The sequence below is a fragment of the Cellulophaga baltica genome (genome assembly GCF_018861125.1).
In the GTDB taxonomy this organism is placed as follows: domain Bacteria; phylum Bacteroidota; class Bacteroidia; order Flavobacteriales; family Flavobacteriaceae; genus Cellulophaga; species Cellulophaga baltica_A.
In genome coordinates, this window is record NZ_JAHKQN010000005.1 from 265,303 (window position 1) to 284,301 (window position 18,999).

14 protein-coding genes and 2 tRNA genes are annotated in these 18,999 nt (G+C 31.1%); 8 read left to right on the plus strand and 8 right to left on the minus strand.

The features are described from left to right. Positions 1–60 precede the first annotated feature (60 nt). Positions 61–855, plus strand: a complete 795-nt coding sequence (locus KO500_RS01910) for a DUF2797 domain-containing protein (protein ID WP_215954805.1) — start codon at positions 61–63, stop codon at positions 853–855. Here the strand turns inward: KO500_RS01910 and KO500_RS01915 are convergent. The 3 genes from KO500_RS01915 to sppA form a co-directional block, all read right to left on the minus strand. Further along, positions 848–3,601, minus strand: a complete 2,754-nt coding sequence (locus KO500_RS01915; protein WP_215954806.1) for an AsmA-like C-terminal region-containing protein — start codon at positions 3,599–3,601, stop codon at positions 848–850. The genes KO500_RS01910 and KO500_RS01915 overlap by 8 nt on opposite strands. 124 nt (positions 3,602–3,725) lie before the next feature. Next, positions 3,726–4,436: a queuosine precursor transporter gene (locus tag KO500_RS01920; protein ID WP_215954943.1), complete on the minus strand. Its 711-nt coding sequence runs from the start codon at positions 4,434–4,436 to the stop codon at positions 3,726–3,728. A 15-nt stretch (positions 4,437–4,451) separates the two neighbouring features. Beyond that, complete coding sequence (gene sppA, locus KO500_RS01925) at positions 4,452–6,212, minus strand: signal peptide peptidase SppA (protein ID WP_215954807.1); 1,761 nt, start codon at positions 6,210–6,212, stop codon at positions 4,452–4,454. A 71-nt stretch (positions 6,213–6,283) separates the two neighbouring features. Here sppA and folK point away from each other — a divergent pair, with 71 nt between their 5' ends. Then, positions 6,284–7,432, plus strand: a complete 1,149-nt coding sequence (folK, locus tag KO500_RS01930) for a 2-amino-4-hydroxy-6-hydroxymethyldihydropteridine diphosphokinase (protein WP_215954808.1) — start codon at positions 6,284–6,286, stop codon at positions 7,430–7,432. Between the two features lie 168 nt (positions 7,433–7,600). Here the strand turns inward: folK and KO500_RS01935 are convergent, their stop codons facing one another. Continuing rightward, positions 7,601–8,131 carry an RNA methyltransferase gene (locus tag KO500_RS01935; protein WP_215954809.1) on the minus strand — a complete coding sequence of 177 codons (531 nt, stop codon included), beginning with the start codon at positions 8,129–8,131 and terminating at the stop codon, positions 7,601–7,603. Positions 8,132–8,245: 114 nt separating this feature from the next. Between KO500_RS01935 and mutS the strand changes: the two genes are divergently transcribed. From mutS to KO500_RS01960, 5 genes are all read left to right on the plus strand, one after another. Further along, the gene (gene mutS / locus KO500_RS01940; RefSeq protein WP_215954810.1) at positions 8,246–10,858 is read left to right on the plus strand and encodes a DNA mismatch repair protein MutS; all 2,613 of its coding nucleotides are present in this window, start codon (positions 8,246–8,248) and stop codon (positions 10,856–10,858) included. A 172-nt stretch (positions 10,859–11,030) separates the two neighbouring features. Continuing rightward, a tRNA-Gly gene (locus tag KO500_RS01945) sits at positions 11,031–11,102 on the plus strand. Between the two features lie 45 nt (positions 11,103–11,147). After that, a tRNA-Leu gene (locus KO500_RS01950) sits at positions 11,148–11,231 on the plus strand. A gap of 125 nt (positions 11,232–11,356) precedes the next feature. Further along, the gene (locus KO500_RS01955) at positions 11,357–12,232 is read left to right on the plus strand and encodes a phosphatase PAP2 family protein (RefSeq protein ID WP_215954811.1); all 876 of its coding nucleotides are present in this window, start codon (positions 11,357–11,359) and stop codon (positions 12,230–12,232) included. 30 nt (positions 12,233–12,262) lie between these two features. After that, positions 12,263–12,820 carry a phosphatase PAP2 family protein gene (locus tag KO500_RS01960; protein WP_215954812.1) on the plus strand — a complete coding sequence of 186 codons (558 nt, stop codon included), beginning with the start codon at positions 12,263–12,265 and terminating at the stop codon, positions 12,818–12,820. Positions 12,821–12,828: 8 nt separating this feature from the next. Here KO500_RS01960 and KO500_RS01965 read toward each other — a convergent pair whose 3' ends face one another. From KO500_RS01965 to KO500_RS01975, 3 genes are all read right to left on the minus strand, one after another. Continuing rightward, positions 12,829–14,106, minus strand: coding sequence for a M14 family metallopeptidase (locus KO500_RS01965; protein WP_215954813.1), 1,278 nt, complete (start codon positions 14,104–14,106; stop codon positions 12,829–12,831). A 170-nt stretch (positions 14,107–14,276) separates the two neighbouring features. Next, positions 14,277–14,498 carry a hypothetical protein gene (locus KO500_RS01970; RefSeq protein WP_215954814.1) on the minus strand — a complete coding sequence of 74 codons (222 nt, stop codon included), beginning with the start codon at positions 14,496–14,498 and terminating at the stop codon, positions 14,277–14,279. Positions 14,499–14,720: 222 nt separating this feature from the next. Then, entirely contained in the window at positions 14,721–16,298 is a 1,578-nt protein-coding gene (locus tag KO500_RS01975) for a S41 family peptidase (RefSeq protein ID WP_215954815.1), read from the minus strand. A gap of 107 nt (positions 16,299–16,405) precedes the next feature. Here KO500_RS01975 and KO500_RS01980 point away from each other — a divergent pair, with 107 nt between their 5' ends. Then, entirely contained in the window at positions 16,406–17,041 is a 636-nt protein-coding gene (locus KO500_RS01980; RefSeq protein WP_215954816.1) for a SanA/YdcF family protein, read from the plus strand. A gap of 17 nt (positions 17,042–17,058) precedes the next feature. On the opposite strand, the gene KO500_RS01985 is transcribed toward KO500_RS01980, so the two are convergent. Beyond that, on the minus strand, positions 17,059–18,999 hold the full coding sequence (locus tag KO500_RS01985) for an OmpA family protein (protein ID WP_215954817.1): 1,941 nt from the start codon (positions 18,997–18,999) through the stop codon (positions 17,059–17,061).

Below are 18,999 nucleotides of genomic sequence, written 5' to 3' on the forward strand. Positions count from 1 at the left end.
TAAGAAATCGTTTTTAACTTTGCAGTTTTCATACTGATTTTTCAGAACAATATTTTTCATATGCTTTACGAAGGTGTTTTACAAAAAATGCAAACAGAAATAGGAAAACCTATTCAATATTATTTGGTGTTTAAAAATGACTTTTTAAACGTAAACCAGGTTTTGAATAAAGAAATTACTATTAATTTTATAAAGCACCAATGTTTAAATTGTGGCCTAGACAAGGCAATTTACAGGCAAGGCTTTTGCAAAAAATGTTTTTTTGAAATTCCTTCCGCTGGTGATTGGATTATGCGACCAGAATTAAGTACCGCACACTTAAATAAAGAAGATCGTGATTTAGCTTATGAAAAAAAGGTGCAATTACAACCCCATATAGTTTACTTAGCAAACTCAAGCTCTGTAAAAGTTGGAGTAACCCGTAAAACACAAGTGCCAACTCGTTGGATAGACCAAGGTGCTCATGAAGCTATTGAAGTTGTGGAGGTTCCAAACCGTTATCTTGCAGGAATTACCGAAGTTGCTCTAAAAGATTATGTTAGCGACAAAACTAACTGGAGAAAAATGCTTAAAAATGAGGTTGTAGATGAAAGTCTTGAAGACTGGAAAAACAAGCTTAAACAATACATACCCGAAGAAGCATTACCTTACTTTTTAGAAAATAACAAGGAAATAGAAATTGAATTTCCTGTAAACAAATATCCCACAAAAGTAAAAAGTTTAAATTTAGATAAAACTCCAATTTACACTGGTACTCTTGTGGGAATTAAAGGTCAATATTTAATTTTTGACGATGATACTGTTTTTAATATTAGAAGTAACGAAGGTTACTACGTATCAATTAATGTTAGTTAGTCGTATCTTTCTTTTTACCGAATAAACCACCTAAAACAGATTTAGCCGCTTCTTTTACATTTTCTTTTTTAGTCTCAGTAGTCGTTGTTGCTTCCTCTGTTTCTGTAGCGCTAGAATCTTCAGTAGCCGTTGTTTCTGTTTTATTACCTAATAACCCGCCTAATGCATTTTTAACCGCATCAGCATTATTTGTTTTAGTTTCAGTTGTATCTGTTGAACTAGAGTTTTTAGACAAAAGCCCACCTATAAGATCTGTTGCTTTTTCTTTACCTTGATTAAGCAATTTTTGTTTTTGAATTTCAACCAGTTTAGAGGTCAATGTTTTTACACCACTTGTTAAATCAGTCGAAACCGTAGGACTTGAAAAACTACCTCCAATATTTGCCGTAACAGGTATTGTTAATTCTTCAAGTGAATCATCATCAATCTTAGCAATTAATCCTGTAACTTCACTGCCTAGGTATTTTGAAGGAACATCAATAACTGCAGCATATTTCATACTTTGATCAAATGAATGACTACCGTTAACATTTATAGCAATATCTTGATAATTTACGGTAAAAGGCTTAACTGTTACTTCACCATTATCAAAAGTAAGCGCCGTTTTCAATCCTTTTAAATCTAACTTATCTAAATCTAAAAAGTTCAATTTACTATTTAAAGTTGACAATACTTTAGTCTGACTAGGGTCTATTTCTGTTCCTAAAATTTCACCTAATAAATCACCTGAAATTGTTGCTAAATTTGGAGTAAAATCATCGTTCAAATTACCCGAAATTGCAATATCTGAATTAAGTTTACCTTGCACTGCACTAGCTATTGGTGCCAATACTTTAAACAATTGTAAAGAATTAAAAGTTTCAGAAATATCAAAACTATCCATACCCAATTTCATAGCAAATGTTGGCGTGGCATCTTTAGTAGAAACCTCTCCATTAAACGACAATTTACCATCAAATATAGATGAAGTCATATTTTTTAAAGTTGCTGTTTCATCTTTTATAATTAATCCACCAGATACGTTTTTCAATTTAAGGTTGTCATAAATAACTGTTGCTGCAGATGCATTAATAGTAGCATCTAAAAACGAAGGAATTTTAATTTGTTCTGTAGCGGTTGTTGTTTCTGGTGTTTCTGATTTAGTCTCCATTGCAACCTCAGCAGTTTCTTCAACCATAAAATCATCAACTGAAAAAGTATTTGATTTTAAATCAAAATTACCTTCAACATTCTCATCGTTAAACATAAAGCCTAACATATTATTAATAGTACCTTTAGCACTAAAATCTGTTTGTCCGGTAGCACCATTTAACTCATTTAAAGTAACAGTTTTAGGATTAAACGTTACTGATGTTGACGTTAATTTTACCGGGCTTTTTAGTTCTTCTGAATTGTAAACAAAATTCTTTAAGTTAAGGTTTCCTTTTACATCTGTATTTTCATATTTCTCATTTTCAATTGAAGCCATATCAAAAGCTGCATCAATATTTGCCTCAAGTAAACCCTCTAAATTTAAATCTGCTGGCACAGGATATGCCTGAGCAATATTTCCTAAATTCATTTTACCATCAATATGGGAGCTTACTCTTGTATTCCCCATTAAATCTCTAATCTTAGCCACCATATTAAACTTATCTTCATCTATCATAAATGAAAGCCTATTAATATCTACATACGTATCTTCTGTTACACCAGTTTCGTTATGTATTTGAGTATCTATATACACATGACTTACAGATTTTGGTAGATCAGGATATTTAAATGATGCATTATCAGATTTAAGATCAATATTAAACATCGGAATATGAGTTTCATCAACTATGCCATTAAAACGACCTTCAACAGAAAAATTACCTGTTGTTTTTACATCTTCAATGTTTTTAGAATACACTTCAGGAATTACTGCCAAGAAATTTTTAAAATCTGAAGATGGAGTTTTAAAATTCACATCTAATTCTTGGTTTGTTTCATTCACTTTAATAAAACCATCAAAAACTAATGGCAACTGATTAATTAAAGCTTCATTTTTTAAAAACGAATAAGTATTAGTTGCTAAATCAACACCAATAAGCGCATCTAATTTAACCGGATTTTTATCTAAGTAATGCGTGCTATCCATTTCAAAAGAAACCAAAACACTTGTTTTTGTATCTAATTCAGATTTCACTAAAGATAAATCTCCAGCACCAGAGTGGTTTAAATCTAGCATTTCTAAATGCATGCCTGTTGCCTCATCTAAGTAAGAAATTCTTGAGTTTGTAAGCGCATAAGATTCCATTGAAAGAGAGAAACTACTTGACTCTTCTTCTGTAGCAGTTCCAGTAGCAACCTCCGTTCCATCATCTACAGCTATATCATAATTAGCTTTTCCATCAATATCAACAATAATATTTACCAATGCATCATCAATAGACAAGCTTGTAATACTCATCGGCTCTTCGGCACCTTTAAAAAGTTCTTTGATTGACATTTCTAAAGCTACTTCTTTTGAAGCAAACAATGTATCACCTACAAAAGGAGCCTGATTAACTAACGATATTTCATTTAAAGTAACTTTTGCATTTGGGAAAGATGTAAATAAGGTTAAATCTGCATCTTTAAAATCAAAATCTGCCGCAATACTACTATTTACTTTTTCTTTGATAATGGTTGCTATTTTACCTTTTAAGAAAAAAGGTGCCGCAACTAATAGTATTACAAATACCAATAGTATAATACCTACTATTTTAAATATTTTCTTTTTCATATACTTCAATTTTTATTTTGATGGCTATTTTAAAAACAGTTGCCGAAAAATACAATTCACCCACAACTATTATTAATAAAAACGAAAAAAAGAATAGCTTATTTCATTAAAGCAAAAGTAAATATTAATACTCTAACTCAATTTCTCCACCAAGATCTAAACCAAACCTTTTTCTGAAAATATATACAAATAAATACAAGAAAGGAGTGTCAATAAAAGCGACAATTATTTTAAAAATCACACCACTTATTACCAAACCACTAAACAAATCCCAAGGAAGCACTTTAAAAACACATAAAAGCCCCACAACTACAACGGTATCCATGATTTGCGACAAAAAAGTAGAAAAATTATTTCGCAACCACAGGTGTTTTCCATTAGTGACTTTTTTCCAAAAATGATATATGGCCACATCAATATATTGCGCAATTAAATAAGCAATCATTGAAGCAAAAACTGCAATTGGAGAAAGTGCAAAAACCTGATTAAAAGTTTTATTATCAATAGGTGATGTTTTTATAGCGGGCATATAATTAGCAAGTAAAATAATGCCCATTGAAAAAAACGATGCAAATATACCTGCTGTAACTACTTGATTTGCTTTTTTTCTACCGTATATTTCTGAAATAATATCTGTTATTAAGAAAGTAATTGGATAAGGCAGTATACCTACTGAAACTTCAAAAAGTGATGCTCCAAAAACTGTAACATCACCAAATGGTTTCCAATAAAAGAATTTTTGAAAAATTAGATTGGACACCACCAAAGATGTGATGAACAAAGCTGCTAAAAATAAATAAATTTTAAAAGCTAGTTTTCTGTCTTTGGGAGTCATCGGCATATTAATACTTTAGTTTACACTCAACACAAATGGCATTCTTGCTTGAACCCCTTTTTGTTTCATTGCATTTTTAACATCTTTTAATATTGAATACGTTTCAACACCTATTTCATCTTTTATAAATTCTTCCTTTATTTTAGAACTTACACCACCGTAATCCTCCATAAAGCGCTCAAACCCTGTTTTATATTTTGGGAATTTTTTAATGCTAAATTTATCCAAAGACACCATTGTTGCAGCACCTGCAATTGCATCATCTAAACCACCTATTTCATCAACTAGTCCGATTTTTTGAGCATCAACACCACTCCAAACTCGACCTTGAGCAATACTATCTACGTCGGCAGTTGTTATACCCCTACCCGCAGCTACTCTACTTAAAAACGTCTCATATGTTTGCTCTACACCTTCTTGAACCACAGATCTAAAATTTTCATCCATAGGTTCAAAAAGTGAATAGTCTACAGAGTTTTTATTTGTACCTACCTGCTCTGCATTTATCCCTATCTCACCGGCTAGCTCACTTGCATTTGGTATCACACCAAAAACACCTATTGAACCTGTAATTGTTGTAGACTCTGCATATATTTTATCTGCACCCGTCGCAATATAATAACCACCAGAAGCAGCTACATCACCCATTGAAACGATAACAGGTTTAATTGCTTTGGTCAACTCAACTTCCCTCCAAATAATATCAGATGCCAAAGCGCTACCTCCTGGAGAGTTTACGCGAAGTACAATTGCTTTTACATCATCATCTTCACGAGCTTTTTTAAGAGATTTATTGATTAAATCTTGCCCAATAACATCCGGACTTCCTTCACCATAAATAATTTCTCCTTGTGCATAAATCACAGCAATTTCATCATCACCTTTTAAAAGCTTATTTTTATTAGCTGTTGGAATGTACTCTTCTAATGTTATGTAGTTTAAATCATCAGTTTTAGAAACACTCGTTGCATTCATCAACTTAGCCTCATACTCATCATAAAATAAAATATCATCAATCAACTTTGTCTGTTTTGCAAGCTCAGGTTTTCTACCACCTAATGTATCTGCGATCACATTAATGTTTTCAAATGAAATATTTCTACTTTCTGAAATTTCAGTAACCATTTCACTCCAAAGTGAACTCAGCAATTCTTTTATTTGAGTTCTATTTGCTTCACTCATCTCGTTTGATAAATAAGGTTCTACGGCACTTTTATATTTACCATGGCGAATAACTTCCATTTTAACACCAGTTTTCTCTTGCAGATCTTTATAAAACAAAACTTCTGAAGACAAACCTTTAAAATCTATACCCCCTACTTTGTTCATAAAAACACTATCAGCTACTGAAGCTAAGTAATAATCTTTTTGTGCATAAAAATCCGAATACGCATATACAAACTTTCCACTTTCTTTAAAATCATTTAATGCTCTTCTTATCACTTGCGTTTGAGACAAACCAGCATTCATAAAATTATTAAGAATACTTATTCCTTTTATTTTATCGTCATTCTTAGCTACTTTAATCGCATGTAAAATTTCATCTAACCCTTGTGACTGTTCAAATAAACCACTAAAAGGATCTGTATCATCCCCACCTACGTAATCAACTACAGCATTTGGAATTTGCACTTCTAAAATTGAATTACTTTTCACAATTTTAGCATCATCTCCACTACCTAATAAAGCTGCAAATATTATAAACATTCCAAAAAGGACTCCGAATGCGATAAGACAACCAATTATAGCTGCCAGAAGATTTCTTAAGAATTTCATTAAAATTTCGTTATAAGTTATCCACAAAGATAACTATTGTTAATTTGTTTTATTTATTTTGCCATGTTATTATGAGCAACCCCAAAACAATTTATTTATCATTAGGTAGTAATCTTGGAAATAAGATGTACAACCTGCAAAGTGCCGTTTTCAAAATATCAGAAAGCATAGGTAAGGTACTTGCTATTTCAAATGTTTACGAAAGTGTTTCGTGGGGCTTTGAGTCTGACGATTTTTTAAATATTTGTATTGCTATAAAATCAAACTTATCCCCTACTGAAGTTTTAAAAGAAATTCATACAATTGAACAAAACTTAGGACGTATTAGAGGCGAAGTTATTAATGGCTATTTACCGAGAAGTATTGATATTGACATTCTATATTATGACTATGAAATTATCGACACTGAAACATTAACCATACCACACCCTACATTACAAGAACGTTTGTTTGTATTAAAACCATTGAGTGATATTGCACCTCAATTTTACCACCCAATATTAAATAAAGACACTCGCAATTTAATACAAATGAGTCGTGATAAAAGTGGCGTAAAACGTACCTCTTTTAGAATATACAAAACGAGAGAACTACTTTTATCTAAGCTAAACTTCATTGCTATTGAGGGTAATATTGGTGCAGGAAAAACAACTTTAGCTGAAAAAATATCAGAAGATTTTAATGCAAAATTAATTTTAGAACGTTTTGCTGACAATCCATTTTTGCCAAAATTTTACAAAGACCCAGTTAGGTTTGCTTTTCCGTTAGAAATGTCCTTTTTAGCAGAACGATACCAACAGTTTTCCGATGACACCTCACAGTTCGACTTGTTTAAAAGTTTTATGGTTGGTGATTACGACATATTTAAATCATTAATTTTTGCGAAGGTTACTTTGCAAGAAGATGAATTTAAAATTTACCGAAAAGTGTTTAATTTTATGCACAAAGAGGTGAAAAAACCTGGTTTATACGTTTATCTGTACCAAAACACAGAGCGTTTACTTGAAAATATTAAAAAGCGTGATCGTGAGTATGAGCAAAATATTCCACCAGATTATTTAGAAAAAATTAATCGTGGTTATTTAGATTTTATTAAAAGTGCACCTGATCATAACACGCTAATAATTGATATTAGCAATTTAGATTTTGTGAAAAATTCAGAAGACTATTGTATTATTCTCGATAAAATCATAAAACATACATTATCTGTAAAAAATTAAGACAATTTTCACATTTTACTTGCAGAAACGATAAGCTTTTATTTAATTGCAATCGTTAAAAGTATTATTTCTGTTTATTCAAAACAATTCTTTTAAAACTAACTAACTCAAACTATATAAGACCGTCTACTCACTCAATAGACGGTCTTTTTTTATTTAAAACTTATTTTATTTCTTCATTTTAGACCATAAATCCCACACAACAACACCAGCACTTACTGATATGTTTAAAGAATGTTTGGTGCCATATTGAGGAATTTCTAAAACAATATCACTAGCACTCACCACATCTTGAGCTACACCTTTTACCTCATTACCAAAAACTAAAGCGTATTTTTTATCAGTCTCAACTTTAAAATCATTTAAAAAAACTGCTTTCTCAGCCTGTTCAATAGACACAATCTCAACTCCATCACTTTTTAAAGTATTCACTAAATCCATAGTATGTTCAATATACTCCCAAGCAACACTTTCAGTTGCACCTAAAGCTGTTTTATGAATATCTTTATGTGGTGGCCTTGCAGTAATACCACACAAGTAAATTTTTTCAACCAAAAAAGCATCTGAAGTTCTAAAAACAGAACCAATATTGTTCAAACTTCTAATATTATCTAAAACAATAATTATAGGTGTTTTTTCTGCATTTTTAAATTCGTCTATATTTAAACGGTCTAATTCGCTATTCTTTAATTTTCGCATTATCCTTAATTCAAAAAACTTATTTCAAAATATCAACAATACTCTTTAAACCCTTAGGAAAATAGTATTTTCGTTCACATTATTTTATGCAAAAATAGGTTAATTATATAGCATTTGGCAAAGACAGTAAAAAAGAAGGTGACACCTTTAATGAATCAATACAACACCATCAAGAAAAAATATCCTGATGCCATGTTACTTTTCAGAGTTGGTGATTTTTATGAAACTTTTGGTGATGATGCCATTAAAGCATCACAAATATTAGGCATTACACTTACGCACCGGAATAATGGAGGTGAAAAAACAGAACTTGCTGGTTTCCCACATCATTCCGTAAACACGTATTTACCTAAACTAGTTAAAGCTGGTCAACGTGTTGCTATTTGTGATCAATTAGAAGATCCAAAACAAACTAAGAGTATTGTAAAACGAGGTGTTACCGAATTAGTTACACCTGGTGTTGCTTTCAATGATGATATTTTAACCGCCAAAAGCAATAATTTTTTATGTTCTGTTCACTTTGGCAGAAAAAAAATTGGGGTTTCATTCTTAGATATTTCGACAGGTGAATTTTTAACCTCCGAAGGTAGTGAAGATCAAATTGATAAGCTTTTACAGAATTTTGCTCCTAATGAAATATTAGTTTCTAAAAAAAATAAGAAAGAATTTATTGCTGTTTTTGGCAAGCAGTTCCATACTTTTTTTATGGAAGATTGGGTGTTTCAAGAAGATTATACTCTTGAAACACTTACCAACCATTTTAAAACAAATAATTTAAAAGGTTTTGGCGTTGATCATTTAAGCCAAGGAATCATAGCATCGGGTGTTGCACTACATTATCTTTCAGAAACGCAACACAACCAATTACAACACATAAGCAAACTTGAGCGAATTGCAGAAGAAGAATATATTTGGATGGATCGTTTTACCATCCGAAATCTTGAACTTTACCACGCCAATAATGTAAATGCAGTTACATTACTTGATGTTATTGACAAAACCATTTCACCCATGGGTGGGCGTATGCTTAAAAGGTGGCTTGCGTTACCTCTAAAAAATGTTGAGAAAATAAATAGAAGACATCAAGTAATTAGTTATCTAACTTCTGAAGAAATCACCCTCCAAAAATTACAAAATCACATAAAACAAATTGGAGATTTAGAACGGTTAATTTCAAAAGTAGCTACCGGAAAAATAAACCCTAAAGAGGTTATTCAACTAAAAAACTCTCTTGAGGCGGTAGTTCCTATAAAACAACTTACCATACAATCTAACAATGATGCCGTAAAACTTATTGGCGACCAATTGCATACCTGTGATATGCTTCGTTCAAAAATAAAAGAAATGATTAATGAAGAAGCTCCTGTAAATATCTTAAAAGGCATTACTATTGCCGAAGGGCACTCAGAAGAGCTTGATGAATTACGTGGTTTAGCATACTCTGGCAAAGACTACCTGAATAAAATGTTAGAACGTGAAACGGAACGTACTGGTATTTCATCTCTAAAAATAGCATCAAACAACGTTTTTGGGTATTATATTGAAGTTAGAAATACTCATAAAGACAAAGTACCCGAAGAGTGGATTAGGAAACAGACATTAGTTAATGCAGAACGTTATATTACAGAGGAACTAAAAGAGTACGAAAGTAAAATTTTAGGTGCCGAAGAAAAAATAATAGCTTTAGAACAGCAACTCTTCACACAACTTGTCGTTTGGATGCAAGAATATATTGCTCCAGTTCAAAATAATGCCCACCAAATAAGTCAGCTTGATTGCCTTTGCGGATTTACACAATTAGCAAAAGAGAATAATTATGCAGCTCCTGAAATAAACGATGGCACTGAAATTGAAATTATTGATGGCAGACACCCTGTAATTGAAAAACAATTACCACTTGGTGAAGCTTATATTAGTAATGATGTAATTTTAAATAGAGATGAACAACAGATTATAATGATTACAGGTCCCAATATGAGTGGTAAATCCGCCATATTACGACAAACAGCGCTTATTGTTCTACTCGCTCAAATGGGAAGTTTTGTTCCTGCAAAATCAGCTAAAATAGGTTTTGTAGATAAAATATTTACTAGAGTTGGTGCCAGCGATAATATTTCAATGGGTGAATCAACATTTATGGTTGAAATGAACGAAACTGCATCTATCTTAAATAACTTATCAGAACGCAGTTTGGTATTACTTGATGAAATTGGCCGTGGCACAAGTACTTATGATGGTATTTCAATTGCTTGGGCAATTTCAGAATATTTACACGAGCATCCTGCCAAAGCTAAAACACTATTTGCTACTCATTACCATGAAATTAATGAAATGGCGAATACTTTTGATCGTATAAAAAATTACAATGTATCTGTTAAAGAATTAAAAGACAATGTACTATTTTTACGCAAACTAACACCTGGCGGTAGTGAACATAGTTTTGGTATACATGTTGCAAAAATGGCTGGAATGCCACAACAAGTAATTAGCAAAGCGAATAAAATATTAAAGAAATTAGAGAAATCACATTCTAGTGAAGAGCTAACCGATAATTTGCAAGCTGCACAAGATGAAATGCAATTGAGCTTCTTTAATTTAGACGATCCGTTGTTAGTGCAAGTAAAGGACGAAATAACCCATTTAGACATTGACACTTTAACACCAGTTGAGGCTTTAATGAAGTTAAATGAAATTAAACGCTTATTAACACAAAAAAATAAAGCTTAATTATTTATCGTAACCAACTGTATTATAGGCTTAAAATAAAGTAGAAAGAAAATAATTTATTTTTTTTGATTCTTTTTTTCAAAAAGAGCTTTGAGATTTGAAAAAATGTATTAAATTTGCACCCGCATTAGGAAACAATGCGAATGTTCTTTAAAAATAAAAAACATACTTTGCGAAAGTAGCTCAGGGGTAGAGCATCACCTTGCCAAGGTGGAGGTCGAGGGTTCGAATCCCTTTTTTCGCTCAATATAAAGTTTTATATTTACGATCCTAGCCTTAGAGGCTATAGGCTCGAGTGGTGGAATTGGTAGACACGTTGGACTTAAAATCCAATGGACATTAGTCCGTATGGGTTCAAGTCCCATCTCGAGTACAAAAACCCTTGTTAATCTTACGATTTTCAAGGGTTTTTTATTTTATATATAATTATGAATTTCTAACGGCTAATAAATTTGAGTATATAAAATATTAATTTTTAAAACATTTCGTTATAATCATATGTATACTAAAAAAATATCTCAATTAATAATTGCTGTATTCTTCACCTTAGGAACATCAACTAGTATAGTTGCACAGAGTCTAAACCTACCTGAAAAGACGTATAGTTTTGACGATTCTAAAACCACTTGGCAATATTTCAAATACGATTTAGGAAACGTTTTTAGAGGTATGGGCTACTCATACACCAGACCTTTACATTGGAAAGGAAAACAGTGGAGTACATTTGGACTTACAACTATAGGTACTGGATTATTATATCTTGTAGACGATGAAACCTCTGAATTTGCTACTAATCAACAACAAGGAATACCTGATTTCATTAGAGATTACGGCAGTAAATTTGGAAGCCCACAATATAATTACATGTTTACAGGTGGAGTATATTTAACGGGGCTATTTACAAAAGATAAAAAATTAAGACGTACTGGTGTTCTATTAATAGCATCAGCTTCTTCAGCTGGATTATTACAACAAGTTACAAAATCTATTATTGGTAGAGCTCGTCCTGAAAGCGGAAAATCTAAAGACACTTTTGATCCTTTTAATGCCGACAGAAGTTATCATTCTTTTCCTTCTGGGCACACTATGCTTGCTTTTACTAACGCTTATGCAATAGCCAAACAATTTAAAAACCCTTGGGTTAAATCTGGCATCTATGTTGTAGGTTTAATTCCTGGTGTTTCGAGATTGTGGGATGGACAACATTGGCTCTCAGATGTTGCATTAGGAGTTGCCATGAGTATATTTACAGTAGAATCTATAGATAGATATCTTGATAGTCGCTATGATGAAAAATATAACAATCAACAAAAGAAATTAAGTTGGAACTTGCAATTCAGCCCCGGAAAACTTGGTTTTGTTGCTGAATTTTAACTTAGTATTGGTATAAATCTCCCAGTTGGTATGCTTGAAGAATTAATACAGATTGATCATGACCTTTTTATTTTCTTAAATGGCCTTGGATCGCCATTATGGGATGGATTTTGGAATTATTTATCACGTACTTTGAGTTTTATTACAATTCCTATTTACTCTTTTATATTATTCTATATTTTTAAAAAATTTAGTCTAAAAAAAGCAATTTTCATATTAATTCTAGCCACATTACTAATCTTAAGCACTGAACAGCTTTCTATTGCTTTTAAAAATAGTTTTTTAAGACTAAGGCCATGCCACACAGAAGCCATTAAACAAGTTTTCAGGAGCGTACGAAATCACTGTGGTGGTAAATATGGATATTTTTCAGCACATGCAGCAAACTCATCAGCATTTGCTAGTTATTTTGGAATTTTACTCTACAAAAAAAATAAGTATATTACCGTATTTCTAACTCTATGGGCTTTACTTGTAAGTTATAGCAGAATATATCTTGGAGTTCATTTTCCTTTAGATGTTATTACAGGTTTATTTTTTGGGGTTAGTTTTGGCTGGTTATTTGCTACTCAGGCTAAAAGATGGTAACTATATTTTTATAGTTTTTTAAGCATTAGCATCATTAATTTATTTGCACTCACAGTTGCTTTTTCTTTTATAAAATCTCTTGGTGTATTATCCCCTATCTCAAAAACTAAAGCTTCCGCACCATGAGCCACATAAAAATAGTTTTTAGATACCGCTGTAGGTTTCACTTTATCACTCGGTTTAATATTTGGATCATAACCAGATAAATCTAATTTTACAGCATCTAACCAATCAGGTACTAACCCTGGCATATTCCCCTCAAACTTGGCATCAATAGTATAATAAATATCATCCCAGGTAGAGTGAAAATCTATTCCGAAGTAAAATTTTCCATTTGTTTCTTTTTCTTTTGCCACCATAAAATCTCTGACAGCACTGGTTTCTGGTTGATTAAAATTTTCCCAATCTCTATTTAAATCAACACCTCCCATATTATGCCTCCAATGGCCATTATCAACTCCATCAGGGTTCATCAATGGTACAACAAACACGCCAAACTTTTTTCTAAACTTTTTTGCCAATTTAGAATCAGAAGCTATAGTTTCAACAAAAGCTTTCATTGACAAATACCCCGTTATTTCTGGCGGGTGCTGCCTTGAGATAATCATAATCATATTTTTTGATTCTGATTTACCAATAGACAGAAGCCCCATATCTCGACCTTCTTTACTTTTACCTATACTTGAGTATGAAATATCTTTTTCAGTTGCTAATTTAGTGGCCCATTTACGCACAATACTTGAAGTTTCTAACTCTTGGCCCGCAATCCACAAAGGCTCATTACCTATCTCAAGTTTCATACTTACTTTCAGCGGTAGTGACCCCATGCCAAAAGCTTCATTACCTTTCTCAAAAGGAGTGTAATTGAGACTATCTAAAGGCGTCCAATGTTCGCCATCTTTACTCAATTTAGGATAATACCTACTTTTAATCCCATCTTGATAAGTAAGTACTACATTAATAGTTTTTGGCTTTTTAGCCGATACCCTGAAAGCATACCACGGACTTGTATTTATAGGTGTATTTTCTGAAGTAATTAAGGCTGTAAAAGTACTATCATTAATTTGTATAACCCCATTTAATCTTGCTCCCTCAAAATCATTAGAAAATACAACGTCACTTTCTTCAAAAGTAAAATTTCCCTTCCATTGTTTTTGCGTAGGTTTTGATTCTGTTAACACAATTACTGCTGGGCCTTGCCCTGCATACACAGGCGCTTTTTTTACCGGTTGTGCATTAAGTGAGAATATAAAAGCAAAACAACTAAGCCACAAGAAATTTTTCATATACAAAAAGGGTTATAATTATAGATACTTAAAAATATAAAAAGTAAGACAGAAAGTTCTAATTCATGTTTCATATTAAAAAATAAAAAGGCTTTATATTTTATTTTTTAATACAAAAAGGACCTGTAATAAATTACAACTCCTTTTTTTATTAAGAATTTTAATTATTCTTAAACTGTAAGGTTTCCATTCAAGCGTTTTTCAATTTTACGTTTAATTAATGTTAAACGTTTCATGACATCCATAATTCCAGCATCTTTATCAACCTTATAAATATCATTAAGCTCTAAAATTAATGCTTTTACCTCTCTTGAAGCCTCTACCCTATTACTGGTAGTCATTCCGGACATTTTTCGGCTTTCAAATTCCAATGCTCTTTCCATTACATCCATACTAAATTCTTTTTACAATTAATTTTGTTTTCATCTTAATAAAAGCATTATTAAAAAACATACAATAGAAAAATTAATCATTGTTAAACTGCGAACTATTGTATTTTAATAATGTATAATATTATAGAGCAAATGTAATAACTGAACAATTTGAGATTAAAAAAAAGTAATAAAATAACAATACTTTAACCTTGTATTTTAAAACTAAAAAAGGTGGGATTATTATTTTTCAATATGATCTAAAACCCATTTTAATTCTGGGTCAACCCCTTGTTCTCTATCCTTTTTAGTTGGAATAATTTGAACATCTGGAAATACACCATAGCCATTTTCGGGCTTTTGGTAAGGTGTTTCTATTTGCATTAAACCAAAATGAAAACTAACCTTTGATTCTGGTAATAAAATATATTTTTGCACGCCTGCAACAGTACCATTGTAATGTCCGCCAGTTTCTTCACCTACAAAAAAAGCTCTCTCTGTTGCTTTTAAATTAGTTGCCAATATTGCTGACGCAGAAAAAGAATTCCCATTAATCAATACATAAATAGCACCTGAATAATGTAGTGGATTTACTTTTTTAGCCTTTTTAGTGCCTGAAACCTTATAATATATTACCCCGTCTTTTTTACTAGTTTTCAACCATTCAATTGGTATTGAAATTGGTGATGCTAATACAGCCATAAAATTCATGAAGGCAGGTTTCCCTTTTGAAATAAAAGACTTGTTAAATGGTATTCGTGTTTTTGTTTGGGCTTTTTCCACAAACTTATTCGTATCAGTAGTCAAATACCTATACAAACTCACTATTTCATCAAGTCTTCCTCCAGTGTTATCTCGCAAATCAAGAATTAAATTTTGAGTATTTGAAGCTTTAATTTTTTGAAAAGTTTCTTTATAAAACTTCTCATAAGGTCCGTTATTGAAATTGCTAATTTTGATATAAGCCACACTACTATCTATACCAATAAATCTAAAATTACGAGTATATGTTTTTTTTAAAGGAATATATCCGTGTTTTAAATTGTATTTTCTTTTGTATTTAGATGCATGCTTTTTTGCTCGTTTTTGATCTCGTGAAAGTTTTACAATTTCTTCATTTTTCAAACTATCAATTTTACTTAATACAGAATCTTTAGGTATTCTGCGAAACATTCGTGAGAAAACAGAATCATGTTGTTTAAATGTTATTGACAAACTATCTAAATACCCTTTGTCTTTAAAATAAAAAGAAGAAAACCGAAGTGCCACAAACCTATCTTTAAAGGATTGATTATAACCATCAGAAGAAAAAAAATTTTGATAATCCGCAATTAAATTGGTTATGGGTTCATTGTTAATTTTTAAAATCTGAGCACCAACCAAAGTAGAATCTAATCCTCGGTTTTGTTTTACCAAAAATGCATCACCCACATTTTCAAAATCAAACTCATAGAATTCAAATTTCTTTTCTCTAAGTGCTTTATATTCTTTTTTTGTGTATTTTTTTGAAGGATTGAAAACAGATATATGTCCTTGTCTAACTTCCGATATAACTGGAGCTATCTTTTTATAAAACTCACGACTAGTTAATGGTGCATTAATTGTCTGTTTTAAACTATCAAATTTAAAATTTAATTTTTCTTTATTTATAAATTGATATAGTTTAGGATGAAGCTTTTTTAATTTAGTGTAGGCTATATCTATATCATTTCTTAAGTCACTTACAGAATGGGTAGCTGCTATATCTTCATTATACTTTTTAACACTCACACAAGAGCTAAAAAACACAGTCAACATAAAAAAGCAAAAAAATCTATTCATAAAATCCACCAATAAGGACTAACCTTCTATTTTAAAACCTGAAAATACCATTTAATATTAAGTCTACTACTATAATTTAATTACCTTTAGTTAACAGGATTCATTTTATGGTCAAAAAAATTCTTTTTACTCTTGTATCTCTCTTATTGCTATTTTGCATAACATTATTTGTTTGCTATGCTATCATTGAAAATTCTTCAAATGGAAAAACGTTTAGTGAAGTTGAAAATATTCCTAAAAATAGAGTCGGTCTCATTTTAGGAACTGCAAAAAAACTAACCACAGGAAAAGCTAACCCTTATTACACAAATAGAATAAACGCAACTGTTGAATTATTTAATGCAAAAAAAATTGACTTTGTGTTAGTTAGTGGTGATAATGGAAGCATTTATTACAATGAACCTACTGCAATAAAAAAAGACTTAATTGAAGCAGGAATCCCTAAAGAAAAAATATTTTTAGATTATGCTGGTTTTAGAACTCTAGACTCTATGGTAAGAGCCAAACATATTTTTAATTTAGATAGTGTTACAGTTATTTCTCAAAAATTCCATAATGATAGAGCTATTTATATAGCTCAAAAAAAAGGACTTACTGCAATTGGCTTTAACGCTACTGATTTATCAGGCGCTAACGGATTTAAAGTTCAACTAAGAGAATATTTTGCTCGCGTTAAAGTATTTATAGATATTGCTACCAATAAACAACCGAAGTTTTATGGTGATAAAATTGAAATTAAATAAGAATAATTTTACTGTTCTTAATTTTTTAAATCATTAAAATTAACTACTGAAATAATTGAGCGTTCATTTTGATTGTGCAAGAACTCTAAACAATAAACACCGTTTTTACATTGATTTAATAATTGCGTTTCACCATAACCAATAACTTCAGAGAAATTAACACTTGAAACACCTTTACTCATCAAATAGGATTTTATTGCTTCCGCTCTATTTTGAGAAAGCGCTACATTGTAAGTATCACTACCTTTACTAGTAGTATGAGATTCTATTTTAAGTTTCATATTAGGAAAGCTTAAAACTGTAGTAGCAACTTTATCTAATTCAGTTGCTATACTTTCATTAATATTGCTAGATTTTTTATCAAAATAAAGCTTTCTCATTTTTAAAACATTCTTACCTTCTTTTTGCTCAATTAAATCATCAACTGAAGATAATTGAATGTTTAGGAGTTGTACTTGTTCTGATTGATCTTTTGAAACAACAAAAGATTGTTTATAAGACCCAAAACCTTCTTTAGTAGCTTTAACAGCATAAGAGTTCGTAAAAGGAATTTCAAATTGATATTTACCTTCTTTATCCGTTTTAGTTTTTCGTAATACATTACCATTCTTATCATAAAGTGACATATTGAAATTCTCAACACCTTTATTTGATTTAGCATTAACGACTTCACCTTTCACAGATAAAGTTTTTAAACCCGGTTTTTGATCTAGTTTAAAACCATATATATCATCGTTTCCTTTTCCTTTTTCTCTATTTGAAGAAAAATACCCAATTAAACCACCATCACGACTATTGTTTCTTATAATAAAACCAAAGTCATCTTTTTCACTATTTATACCATTTCCTAGATTTACAGGAATACTAAAACTATCATCTAATTGAATTGATGAAGTATAAATATCCATACCGCCTAAGCCATAAAATATATCAGAAGAAAAGTACAAATGACCTTCATATATGTAAGGTGCAATTTCATTTCCTGGAGTATTAATACGTGGTCCTAAATTTATAGGAGCTGACATAATTTGTCCATTATTGGTATAAACATAATAAATATCTGTACCTCCGTACCCATGTTCAAAGTCGGCCGCAAAATAAAGTTTATTACTTTCACTTTGATAAAATGGATAGTAAAATGACGTACTTAAATCTCTAAGTAAATACCTAAACTTGCCTTTATTATTAACTGCTCCAATAGCTAAAGTGTTTTTCCCGTTTTTATCAAAAAGCAAATCTTCACCATCTGCATTTGATAACATATAGACAAAATCATCTAATTGCGAAATGTAAAAAGGAGTTGCTTTATGAAAATTAGAACTCGGGATTTTAGAAAAAACTTTAGGCACCGTAATATCACCATCTAATTGTATTTTACCAGAATAAATATCTAAATATGCCTCACCTGATGGCTTATAAATTTCTTTTTCATCTTTTGGCCTGCCACTTGTAAAAATAACTTGATCATTATAAAATGCAGGAGAAAAATCTGCCTGCGCACTATTTATAGAGCAATTAAATATGTAGGCTTCAAACTCCATATCTTTATTCTTTGCCAAAATTTCAGCATTAAAATCTGAGTTTTCAAGCAACTCTTTTGGCAACCTGTCTTTAGCTTCTGACAAGTAATATTTCACCTTATCCTTATCGTTTTCTGTTTTAGAAAATGCAACTAATAGTTTACTAATATATGCGCTAGACAAAGTGGTATCTTTTTCATAAATTGTAGCATATATTTCACTTGCCTTATCATATTCTCTAGTTTTTAAATAAGAATCTGCAAGGTTTAAATACTGTTGATTGGTAAGTGGTTTTTTACTCTTCTCTACATTATACTGCTTTATAGCATCATTATATGCGTACTCAAAAAAATAATTATCTGCTTTAGAGTTTTCCTGAGCAAATGCAAATACATTAAGCAACAAACAAAACAACAATGTTATAAATCTCAATTTCAT

What these genes read in the sequence shown, in the direction of transcription:
- KO500_RS01935 (WP_215954809.1), bottom strand. Translation starts at nt 8,131, where the DNA reads ATGCGAAAATTAAAGAATAGCGAATTAGACCGTTTAAATATAGACGAA.
- sppA (WP_215954807.1), bottom strand. Translation starts at nt 6,212, where the DNA reads ATGAAATTCTTAAGAAATCTTCTGGCAGCTATAATTGGTTGTCTTATC.
- folK (WP_215954808.1), top strand. Translation starts at nt 6,284, where the DNA reads ATGAGCAACCCCAAAACAATTTATTTATCATTAGGTAGTAATCTTGGA.
- KO500_RS01970 (WP_215954814.1), bottom strand. Translation starts at nt 14,498, where the DNA reads ATGGATGTAATGGAAAGAGCATTGGAATTTGAAAGCCGAAAAATGTCC.
- KO500_RS01985 (WP_215954817.1), bottom strand. Translation starts at nt 18,999, where the DNA reads ATGAAATTGAGATTTATAACATTGTTGTTTTGTTTGTTGCTTAATGTA.
- KO500_RS01980 (WP_215954816.1), top strand. Translation starts at nt 16,406, where the DNA reads ATGGTCAAAAAAATTCTTTTTACTCTTGTATCTCTCTTATTGCTATTT.
- KO500_RS01975 (WP_215954815.1), bottom strand. Translation starts at nt 16,298, where the DNA reads ATGAATAGATTTTTTTGCTTTTTTATGTTGACTGTGTTTTTTAGCTCT.
- KO500_RS01920 (WP_215954943.1), bottom strand. Translation starts at nt 4,436, where the DNA reads ATGACTCCCAAAGACAGAAAACTAGCTTTTAAAATTTATTTATTTTTA.
- KO500_RS01960 (WP_215954812.1), top strand. Translation starts at nt 12,263, where the DNA reads ATGCTTGAAGAATTAATACAGATTGATCATGACCTTTTTATTTTCTTA.
- KO500_RS01965 (WP_215954813.1), bottom strand. Translation starts at nt 14,106, where the DNA reads ATGAAAAATTTCTTGTGGCTTAGTTGTTTTGCTTTTATATTCTCACTT.
- KO500_RS01915 (WP_215954806.1), bottom strand. Translation starts at nt 3,601, where the DNA reads ATGAAAAAGAAAATATTTAAAATAGTAGGTATTATACTATTGGTATTT.
- KO500_RS01910 (WP_215954805.1), top strand. Translation starts at nt 61, where the DNA reads ATGCTTTACGAAGGTGTTTTACAAAAAATGCAAACAGAAATAGGAAAA.
- KO500_RS01955 (WP_215954811.1), top strand. Translation starts at nt 11,357, where the DNA reads ATGTATACTAAAAAAATATCTCAATTAATAATTGCTGTATTCTTCACC.